Source organism: Glycomyces amatae (assembly GCF_020991375.1).
Lineage (GTDB): Bacteria > Actinomycetota > Actinomycetes > Mycobacteriales > Micromonosporaceae > Glycomyces > Glycomyces amatae.
Genome location: NZ_JAJLQZ010000037.1, coordinates 18,798 through 28,553 on the forward strand (window position 1 = coordinate 18,798; position 9,756 = coordinate 28,553).

At 67.2% G+C, this 9,756-nt stretch carries 13 protein-coding genes; 2 read left to right on the forward strand and 11 right to left on the reverse strand.

What is annotated here, in order from left to right:
* Positions 1–2 precede the first annotated feature (2 nt).
* From rpsS to LO763_RS27695, 11 genes are all read right to left on the reverse strand, one after another.
* Entirely contained in the window at positions 3–284 is a 282-nt protein-coding gene (gene rpsS, locus LO763_RS27645; protein ID WP_230791551.1) for a 30S ribosomal protein S19, read from the reverse strand.
* A 3-nt stretch (positions 285–287) separates the two neighbouring features.
* Entirely contained in the window at positions 288–1,130 is an 843-nt protein-coding gene (gene rplB / locus LO763_RS27650; RefSeq protein WP_230791560.1) for a 50S ribosomal protein L2, read from the reverse strand.
* Positions 1,131–1,144: 14 nt separating this feature from the next.
* Positions 1,145–1,459, reverse strand: coding sequence for a 50S ribosomal protein L23 (rplW, locus tag LO763_RS27655; protein ID WP_369432104.1), 315 nt, complete (start codon positions 1,457–1,459; stop codon positions 1,145–1,147).
* Positions 1,456–2,106 carry a 50S ribosomal protein L4 gene (rplD, locus tag LO763_RS27660; RefSeq protein ID WP_230791577.1) on the reverse strand — a complete coding sequence of 217 codons (651 nt, stop codon included), beginning with the start codon at positions 2,104–2,106 and terminating at the stop codon, positions 1,456–1,458. The genes rplW and rplD overlap by 4 nt, the downstream gene beginning before the upstream one ends.
* A gap of 1 nt (position 2,107) precedes the next feature.
* Positions 2,108–2,755: a 50S ribosomal protein L3 gene (rplC, locus tag LO763_RS27665; RefSeq protein ID WP_230791579.1), complete on the reverse strand. Its 648-nt coding sequence runs from the start codon at positions 2,753–2,755 to the stop codon at positions 2,108–2,110.
* A gap of 7 nt (positions 2,756–2,762) precedes the next feature.
* A complete protein-coding gene (rpsJ, locus tag LO763_RS27670) occupies positions 2,763–3,071 on the reverse strand; it encodes a 30S ribosomal protein S10 (RefSeq protein WP_026922761.1) in 309 nt (102 codons plus the stop codon).
* 413 nt (positions 3,072–3,484) lie between these two features.
* On the reverse strand, positions 3,485–4,678 hold the full coding sequence (gene tuf / locus LO763_RS27675; protein ID WP_230791581.1) for an elongation factor Tu: 1,194 nt from the start codon (positions 4,676–4,678) through the stop codon (positions 3,485–3,487).
* Positions 4,679–4,806: 128 nt separating this feature from the next.
* The gene (gene fusA, locus LO763_RS27680; RefSeq protein ID WP_439650325.1) at positions 4,807–6,912 is read right to left on the reverse strand and encodes an elongation factor G; all 2,106 of its coding nucleotides are present in this window, start codon (positions 6,910–6,912) and stop codon (positions 4,807–4,809) included.
* 21 nt (positions 6,913–6,933) lie between these two features.
* Positions 6,934–7,404 carry a 30S ribosomal protein S7 gene (gene rpsG / locus LO763_RS27685; RefSeq protein ID WP_030155149.1) on the reverse strand — a complete coding sequence of 157 codons (471 nt, stop codon included), beginning with the start codon at positions 7,402–7,404 and terminating at the stop codon, positions 6,934–6,936.
* A gap of 3 nt (positions 7,405–7,407) precedes the next feature.
* Positions 7,408–7,779, reverse strand: coding sequence for a 30S ribosomal protein S12 (rpsL, locus tag LO763_RS27690; protein WP_091039811.1), 372 nt, complete (start codon positions 7,777–7,779; stop codon positions 7,408–7,410).
* Between the two features lie 665 nt (positions 7,780–8,444).
* On the reverse strand, positions 8,445–8,795 hold the full coding sequence (locus LO763_RS27695) for a hypothetical protein (protein WP_230791583.1): 351 nt from the start codon (positions 8,793–8,795) through the stop codon (positions 8,445–8,447).
* A gap of 114 nt (positions 8,796–8,909) precedes the next feature.
* On the opposite strand from LO763_RS27695, the gene LO763_RS27700 reads away from it, so the two are divergent.
* A complete protein-coding gene (locus tag LO763_RS27700) occupies positions 8,910–9,134 on the forward strand; it encodes a ribbon-helix-helix domain-containing protein (protein WP_230791586.1) in 225 nt (74 codons plus the stop codon).
* Entirely contained in the window at positions 9,127–9,474 is a 348-nt protein-coding gene (locus LO763_RS27705) for a type II toxin-antitoxin system PemK/MazF family toxin (RefSeq protein ID WP_230791588.1), read from the forward strand. Before LO763_RS27700 ends, LO763_RS27705 begins: the two co-directional genes overlap by 8 nt.
* Positions 9,475–9,756 lie beyond the last annotated feature (282 nt).

Consider the following 9,756-nt stretch of genomic DNA (forward strand, 5'->3'; position numbering starts at 1 on the left):
GCCTAGCGGCGACGGCTCTTGCGGTCGTCCTTGTCGTGGCCCCGGAACGTGCGCGTGGGCGCGAACTCGCCGAGCTTGTGCCCGACCATGTTCTCCGTGACGTAGACCGGAACGTGCTTGCGACCGTCGTGCACGCCGAAGGTCAGCCCGATGAAGTCGGGCGTGATCGTCGAGCGGCGCGACCAGGTCTTGATGACGTTCTTGCTCTTGGTCTCGACCGCCGAGTCCACCTTCTTCTGCAGGTGGTCGTCGACGAACGGGCCCTTCTTGAGGCTGCGAGCCATGGACTACTTCCCCCGCTTCCGGTTGGCGTTGCGACGACGGACGATGAGCCGGTCGTTCGGGTGGTTCCTCTTCCGGGTGCGACCCTCGGGCTTGCCCTGCGGGTTCACCGGGTGACGACCACCGGACGTGCGGCCCTCGCCACCACCGTGCGGGTGGTCGACCGGGTTCATGACCACACCGCGGACGGTCGGGCGCCAGCCCTTCCACCGCATGCGGCCGGCCTTGCCCCAGTTGATGTTGCCCTGCTCGGCGTTGCCGACCTCGCCGACGGTGCCGCGGCAGGTGACCTGGACCAGGCGGATCTCGCCGGAGGGCATGCGCAGGTGCGCGTACTTGCCTTCACGGGCGAGCAGCTGGATCGAGGCGCCCGCGGAGCGGCCCAGGGCGGCGCCGCCGCCCGGCTTGAGCTCCACCGCGTGGATCGTGGTACCGACCGGGATGTGACGCAGCTCCAGCGAGTTGCCGGGCTTGATGTCGGCCTCCGGGCCGTTCTCGATCACGTCACCCTGCTTGATGCCCTTGGGGGCCAGGATGTAGCGCTTCTCGCCGTCCGCGTAGTGCAGGAGGGCGATGTTCGCCGTGCGGTTCGGGTCGTACTCGATGTGCGCGACCTTCGCCGGGACGCCGTCCTTGTCGTGGCGGCGGAAGTCGATCACGCGGTAGCGGCGCTTGTGGCCGCCGCCGCGGTGACGGGTCGAGATCTTGCCCGAGTTGTTGCGGCCGCCGGTCTTGGAGATCGGGCGCAGCAGCGACTTCTCGGGGGTCGAACGGGTGATCTCGGCGAAGTCGGAGACGCTGGAGCCGCGACGCCCGGGCGTCGTCGGCTTGTACTTGCGAATGGCCATGCTTCTACTAGCTCCTACGAGATCTGTCCGCCGAAGATCTCACCCAGGCGACCGGGGTCGCCCTCCACGGTGACGATCGCGTGCTTGACACTCTTGCGCTGGCCCCAGCCGGTGCGGGTGCGCTTGCGCTTGCCGCTGCGGTTCAGGGTGTTGACGCTCTTGACGTCCACGCCGAAGATCTCCTTGACGGCGATCTTGATGTGGCTCTTGTTGGCGCGCGGGTCGACCTCGAAGGTGTACTTGCCCTCGCCGAGGAGGGTGTAGGACTTCTCCGAGATGACCGGCTTGATGATGATGTCGCGCGGGTCGGCGACGGTCACTTCGCTCACGCCGCGACCTCCTGCTCAGTCCGGTCAGCGATGAACGCCTCGATGGCGGCCTCGCTGAACACGATGTCCTCGTTGTTGAGCACGTCGTAGGTGTTGACCTGGCCCCACTGGAGCAGGTGCACCTCGGGCAGGTTCCGCAGGCTCAGGGCCGCGGTCTGCTCGTCGCGCGTGAGGACCACCAGGACCTTGGAGGACTCGGTGATCGCGGCCAGGGCGGCCTGCGCGGTCTTCGTCTTGGGCGACTCGCCCTCGATGAAGGCGTCGATGACGTGCACGTTCTCGCCGCGGGCCCGGTCGGTGAGGGCGCCCGCGAGAGCGGCGGCCTTCATCTTCTTGGGGGTCCGCTCGGCGAACGACCGCGGCTTCGGGCCGTGGACGACGCCGCCGCCCGCGAACTGCGGGGCGCGGGTCGAGCCCTGGCGCGCGCGGCCGGTGCCCTTCTGCCGGTACGGCTTCTTGCCACCGCCGCGGACCTCGCCGCGGGTCTTGGTGTTGGCCGAGCCCGAGCGGGCGGCGGCCAGCTGCGCCGTGACGACCTGGTGCATGAGCGGGATGTTCGGCTCGACGTCGAAGATCGACGCCGGGAGCTCGATGGTCTTCCCGGTCTGCTCGCCAGAGGCGTTCTTGACGTTGATTTCAAGGCTCATATCAGGCCACCTGCTTCACTGCCGTGCGGATGAGCACCAGGCCGTTCTTCGGGCCGGGGACGGCCCCCACGATGAGCAGCAGGCCGCGCTCGGCGTCGACCGCCTGGATGCGCAGGTTCTGCGTCGTGTGGCGGGCGTGGCCCATGCGGCCGGCCATGCGCATGCCCTTGAACACGCGGCCGGGCGTGGCGCAGCCGCCGATCGACCCGGGGGCGCGGTGGACCTTGTGCGCGCCGTGGCTGGCGGGGAGACCGCCGAAGCCGTGGCGCTTCATGACGCCGGCGAAGCCCTTGCCCTTGGTGGTGCCGGTGACGTCGACGAGCTGACCGGATTCGAAGATGGTGGCTTCGACGGTCTGGCCGAGGTCGTAGTCGGCGGCGTCCGAGGTGCGCAGTTCGACCAGGTGGCGACGCGGAGCGACGCCGGCCTTCTCGAAGTGGCCCTGGATCGGCTTGGTGACGTTCTTGAGTTTGATGTCGCCGAAGCCCAGCTGGACGGCCGAGTAGCCGTCGACGTCGGGCTTGCGGACCTGGGTGACCACGTTCGGGCCGGCCTGCACCACAGTGACGGGAACGGCGCGGCCGTTCTCGTCCCAAACCTGGGTCATGCCGAGCTTGGTGCCCAGGATTCCCTTGATCTGCCTGTCCATTGGTCCCCTACAGCTTGATCTCGATGTCGACACCGGCCGGGAGGTCAAGGCGCATCAACGAGTCGACCGTCTTCGGGGTCGGGTCGAGGATGTCGATGAGGCGCTTGTGCGTGCGCATCTCGAAATGCTCGCGCGAGTCCTTGTACTTGTGCGGCGACCGGATGACGCAGAAACGGTTGATCTCGGTCGGCAGCGGCACCGGCCCGGAGATGGCAGCACCGGTACGGGTGACCGTCTCCACGATCTTGCGGGCCGAGGAGTCCACGACCTCGTGGTCGTAGGCTTTCAGCCTGATGCGGATCTTCTGTCCCGCCATGATTCCTAACCTAACGTAAATTGGCTGTTCAGACCGCTCCACGCGGTCGGGCGTGTCGCGAGTTCGAGACTGGCTCGGGCACAGTTGTGCCTTCTGCTCTGTCCCTTGGCTCGCCCGCCTGCCCGCCATGAGACGGTCCCTCTCAGCACGGTCAGTGCCTACTCGGGCCCGCGGGCCGGGCGTGAGCACCGGCGCACACCTAGAAGGCGCACCGGAGCGTACGCAACCTGAATATTATGCCCGGTCCCCGACGGGCCCAGCAAGCTGGGGTCGGGGCACAGTGGGGCAGGTTACGCGTATGCGAGGCTTTCCGCGCCTCCCCCGCCCCCGGGAGGGACCACCGGTCACGGAGTGACAGGCGGGAGGCGCAAGTGAACCGGGGCAGTCCTGGCGGACTGCCCCGGCGTGCGGTCTTACTTGATGACCTTGGTGACTCGACCCGAGCCGACGGTGCGCCCGCCCTCGCGGATGGCGAAGAGGAGACCCTCGTCCATCGCGATGGGCTGGATGAGCTCCACCTTCATGTCGGTGTTGTCGCCCGGCATGACCATCTCGGTGCCCTCGGGGAGGGTCACGACGCCGGTCACGTCGGTGGTCCGGAAGTAGAACTGCGGACGGTAGTTGTTGAAGAACGGCGTGTGGCGCCCGCCCTCGTCCTTGGACAGGATGTAGACCTGAGCCTCGAAGTCGGTGTGCGGGGTGGTCGTGCCCGGCTTGACGACGACCATGCCGCGCTCGACCTCTTCGCGCTTGGTGCCGCGGAGCAGGAGGCCCACGTTCTCACCGGCGCGCGCGTCGTCGAGGGTCTTGCGGAACATCTCGATGGCGGTCACCTTGGTGGTGATGGCGCCCTCGCGGATGCCGACGATCTCGACCTCCTCGTTGGGGAGGAGCACGCCGCGCTCGACGCGACCGGTCACGACGGTGCCGCGGCCGGTGATGGTGAAGACGTCCTCGATCGGCATCAGGAACGGCTTGTCCATCTGGCGCTCCGGCTCCGGGACCGAGTCGTCGACGGCCTGCATGAGCTCGGCGACGGCGTCGACCCACTTCTCCTCGCCCTCGAGGGCGCCCAGAGCGGAGACCTGCACGACCGGGGCGTCGTCGCCCGGGAAGTTCTGGTCGGACAGGAGCTCACGGACCTCCATCTCGACGAGCTCGAGGATCTCCTCGTCGTCGACCATGTCGGACTTGTTGAGCGCCACGACGATGTACGGGACACCGACCTGGCGGGCGAGGAGGACGTGCTCGCGGGTCTGCGGCATGGGGCCGTCGGCGGCGGACACGACCAGGATCGCGCCGTCCATCTGGGCCGCGCCGGTGATCATGTTCTTGATGTAGTCGGCGTGGCCGGGGCAGTCGACGTGGGCGTAGTGACGCGCCTCGGTCTGGTACTCGACGTGGGAGATCGAGATCGTGATGCCGCGCTGCTTCTCCTCCGGCGCGTTGTCGATCTCGTCGAACGGCGTGTACGGGTTCAGGTCCGGGAACTTGTCGTGCAGGACCTTGGTGATCGCCGCGGTGAGCGTGGTCTTGCCGTGGTCGACGTGACCGAGCGTGCCGATGTTCACGTGCGGCTTGTTGCGCTCGAACTTTTCCTTAGCCACTTCGTCCTCCTGTGGACTGGTTAAATCTGGTTTGACTTATCTGACCTATTGCGTCGCTTTGGAACTCAGCGCCTCTGCTGGCAACAGGTGGTCAGCGCCGGACGCCCGGGCTTGGGCGCCCGAGACGCTTACTCGCCTGTCGCCTTGGCGATGATCTCCTTGGCGACGTTCGCCGGGACTTCGGCGTAGGTGTCGAACTGCATCGAGTAGTTCGCGCGCCCGGCCGTCTTCGACCGCAGGTCGCCGACGTAACCGAACATCTCCGACAGCGGCACGACGGCCTTGACCGTGCGGTCGTTGCCCCGTTCGCCCATCTCCTGGACCATGCCACGACGGGAGTTGATGTCGCCGATGACGTCGCCCATGTTCTCCTCGGGGCAGATGACCTCCACGGACATCATCGGCTCGAGGATCACGGGGCGGGCCCGCTTGGCGGCTTCCTTGAGCGCCATGCGGCCGGCGATCTTGAAGGCCATCTCCGAGGAGTCGACCTCGTGGTACTGGCCGTCGACCAGTTCCATCTTCACGCCCACCAGCGGGTAGCCCGCCAGGACGCCGTCCTCCAGCGCGGACTCCGCGCCGGCCTTGACCGACGGGATGTACTCGCGCGGGATGCGGCCACCGGTGATCTTGTCGTCGAAGGCGAAGATCTCGTCCTCGTTCGACTTCATCTCCAGCGGCTCGAGGTTGACGAGCACGCGCGCGAACTGACCGGAACCACCGGTCTGCTTCTTGTGCAGGTACTCGACCTTCTCGACCCGCTGGGTGACCGTCTCGCGGTAGGCCACCTGCGGCTTGCCGATGTTGGCCTCGACGTTGAACTCCCGCTTCATGCGGTCGACCAGGATGTCGAGGTGCAGCTCGCCCATGCCGGAGATGATCGTCTGGCCGGAGTCCTCGTCGGTCTTGACCCGGAAGGTCGGGTCCTCCTCGGCGAGGCGCTGGATCGCGGTGGCCAGCTTGTCCTGGTCGGCCTTCGACTTGGGCTCGATGGCCACGTCGATCACCGGCTCCGGGAAGATCATCGACTCCAGGATCACCTGGTCGTTCGAGTCGCACAGCGTGTCACCGGTCGTGGTGGCCTTGAGGCCCTGGATCGCAATGATGTCGCCGGCCTGCGCGTCCTTGCGCTCCTCGCGCTTGTTCGCGTGCATCTGGTAGATCTTGCCGATGCGCTCTTTGCGGCTCTTGGTCGAGTTCATGACCTGGATGCCGGTCTCGATGGTGCCCGAGTAGATCCGGGCGTAGGTGAGACGTCCGAGGTGCTTGTCGGTCTGGATCTTGAACGCGAGGGCCGCGAAGGGCTCCTCGACGTCCGCGTGGCGCTCGGCGTGGGTCTCGTTGTCGGTGAGGGTCCCCTGGATCGCCGGGATGTCGAGCGGGCTCGGCAGGTAGTCCACGACGGCGTCGAGCAGGGGCTGGACGCCCTTGTTCTTGAACGAGGTGCCGCAGATGATCGGGTTGATCTGGTTGGCGATCGTGGCCTTGCGGATGGCGGCCTTGACCTCGGCGACCGAGAGCTCCTCGCCCTCCAGGAACTTCTCGGCGAACTCGTCGTCGACGTCCGAGAGGGTCTCCATGAGCTTCTCGCGGTACTCCTCGGCCTGGTCGGCCAGGTCCGCGGGGATCTCCTCGACCGTGTACTCCTCGCCCAGGCCGGTCTCGCCGCGCCACACCTTGGCGTGCATCTCGACCAGGTCGACGACGCCGATGAAGTCGGACTCGGTGCCGATCGGCAGCTGGATGACCGCGGTGTTGGAGTTGAGGCGCTCCTTCATCATCTCGACGCAGCGGAAGAAGTTCGCGCCCGTGCGGTCGAGCTTGTTGACGTAGCACATGCGCGGGACGTTGTACTTGTTCGCCTGGCGCCACACGTTCTCGGTCTGCGGCTCCACGCCCGCGACGCCGTCGTAGACGGCGATGGCGGAGTCGAGGACGCGCAGGGAGCGCTCGACCTCGACGGTGAAGTCGACGTGGCCGGGCGTGTCGATGATCTGGATGACGTGGTCGTCCCACTGGCACTTGGTGGCGGCGGAGGTGATGGTGATACCACGCTCCTGCTCCTGCTCCATCCAGTCCATGGTGGCGGCGCCGTCGTGGACCTCACCGATCTTGTGCGACACGCCCGTGTAGTACAGGATGCGCTCGGTGGTGGTGGTCTTGCCGGCGTCGATGTGGGCCATGATGCCGATGTTGCGGAGCTTGGCGAGCTCCGCGTTAGCTTTGTTAGCCACGATCTCTCAGTCTCTCTGCGACTACCAGCGGTAGTGCGCGAATGCCTTGTTGGAATCGGCCATCTTGTGCGTGTCCTCGCGCTTCTTGACCGCGGCCCCGAGGCCGTTCGAGGCGTCGAGGATCTCGTTCGTCAGGCGCTCGACCATGCTCTTCTCGCGGCGGTCGCGGGAGTAGCCGACGAGCCAGCGGAGGCCGAGGGTCGTGGCGCGCTGCGGGCGCACGTCGACCGGGACCTGGTAGGTCGCACCGCCGACGCGGCGGGAGCGGACCTCGAGGGTCGGCTTGACGTTGTCGAGGGCGCGCTTGAGGATGACCACGGGGTCCGAGTCGGCCTTCTTGCGGCAGTTCTCGAGGGCTTCGTAGACGATGCGCTCGGCGAGGCGGCGCTTGCCGTCCTTGAGGACCTTGTTGATCAGCTGGGTGACGAGCACCGAGTTGTAGACCGGGTCGGCGGTAAGCGGCCGGCGCGGCGCGGGACCTTTACGCGGCATGGCTTACTTCTCCTTCTTCGCGCCGTAGCGGCTGCGGGCCTGCTTGCGGTCGCGGACGCCCTGGGTGTCGAGCGCGCCGCGGATGATCTTGTAGCGGACACCGGGCAGGTCGCGGACGCGACCGCCGCGCACGAGCACGATGGAGTGCTCCTGCAGGTTGTGGCCCACACCGGGGATGTAGGCGGTGACCTCGGTGCCGTTCATGAGCCGCACGCGGGCGACCTTGCGCATGGCCGAGTTCGGCTTCTTGGGCGTGGTGGTGTACACGCGGGTGCACACGCCGCGCGCCTGCGGGCTGCCCTTCAGCGCGGGCGTCTTGTTCTTGCTGGTCTTGGCCTTGCGGCCTTTCCGGACCAGCTGCTGGATGGTTGGCACTGAGGCGAACCCCTCTCAACATCTCGACGGTTGCGTATTCCTGGCGGTCGGCGCCACCTGTTCGCCCGCGCCCATGTACCGGCCGTGAAGACCCTGGTCATGAGCGTGGGTTCCCGTCCCCCGCGTTCGGGCGTGTCGCGTCTCTCCGGACCCATACCGGCCACAGCGGCGGACGAGGTCCGCCGTCGAGCAGGTTCAGACGCGTCCGTGAACGAATCCGGTCGGGACCGGCTATCAGAGCCGATGTTCACGAAGCCCCCAGTGCGAGGGATGCGTGCCGGTGACGCCAGCCGACGGGACCGAGGCCCCGCAGTCTTGCAGGCACGCAACCTGGCCTGGCTCTCACGGGGACCGAGCTGCCGGAGTTGACAGGGCCACCATGCCGCTCAAAGCGGTGTCCAGGCGCAAGGGAGAAGCCTACCTAGCCTAACGAACAAGGTCAAAGCCGTTTTCGTCCCGCGGGGCGTCCGTGTTCGGAGTCACGGGGCGAGGGGCGCCGACTCGTTCGTTCGGTGCGGTAGACACACCGTGGCCTATATTAGCTCGCGATACGGGACGATCCCGCGCGGGGAGGCCGCCTGGAGTCGCTGTTCACCAGCAGTTCCCCGGGATGTCGGTCACAGCCGCGCTCATCGCGGTCGAGCGCCCCATCGGCCCGCGCGGCCCTAGAGGGCGACGTCGCCGCCGTAGGAGGGGCCGCCCGAGGCGCGGGCGAGGCCGAGGACCCAGACGAGGAGCGCCGCGACGACCACGGCGCCGGCGACTCCCAAAGCGGTCCAGGCGGTCCGGCGGACCGCGGGGAGGCGCGAGGCGCCGAGGAGGAAGCCCTCGGAGGCGCGGATGTCGGCCTCGGCCTGGCGGGCGAGCATGAGGGCGATCACGGCCGGGACGGCGCCGCCGACGAAGGGCGAGAGGAAGGCGCCGACCCCGGCGAGGAGGCGGGCGGCGACGAGCTTGGTGGACTCGACCGGCTCCGGGTCGTCCGGATGCCGGAGCCCCTGCTGCACCTGAACCATCGGCCCATCCTAGGACGCGGCAGCGCAAGTCATGGCAACACACCCCGACACACCCTCGCGAATCCCTCTTTTGATACGCACCCTCAGGTAGGAATAGAAGGTATGATGACAAGTATGAAGGTGAGCCTGAGCATTCCCGACGAGGACGTGCGCTTCCTCGACAACTTCGCGCGCGACCACGGCATCGCCTCCCGCTCCGCCGCGGTGCAGCGGAGCATCGCACTACTGCGCGACATGGAGCTCAAGGAACAGTTCAAGATCGCGATGAAGGAATGGCGCGATTCGCCCGACTCGGAGCTCTGGGAGAGCACGGTGGGAGACGGCCTCACCGATGCGTAGAGGCGACATCTACCAGGTCGATTTCGAACCTATCCGCGGCGCCGAGGCGAACAAGGCGCGCCCCGCGATCATCATCAGCCACAACATGCTCAACGAAGCAGTCGAGGAACTGGGGTACGGCGTCATCACCGTCGTCCCCCTTACCTCGAACACCAAGCGGGTCCTGCAATTCCAAACACTCATCCCCGCCGTCGGCACCGGGTTGTCCTCTGACTCCAAGACGCTGACCGAGCAGATCCGATCGCTCAGCATCGAGCGGTTCATCCACCGAGTGGGCGGCCTCAACGCCGAATTGCTCGCTCAGGTCGAAGCCGATCTTCGGCTTTACCTCGACCTGTGACTCCCGCTCTCCCCCAAGGTCTCGGCGGTTCGGATCCCGGATCGCCCGCTCCCGTTTCGCAGCGTCAATCAGCACCGCCAACAGGTACTGCTGCAGGGGCTGTCCGCGCTCTTTCGCATGGCGACCAGTTCTTCGTACAGGTCCTCAGGGACATCGCGGATTTCTATCGTCACCACGTTCATGTTCTACACGCGTCCGGCGGTTCGCCTCTGGTCGAAACGCCGGTGGGGGGGGGGGGGGGGGCGGGCCCCCCCCCCCCCCGGGGGGGGGGGGGGGGGGGGT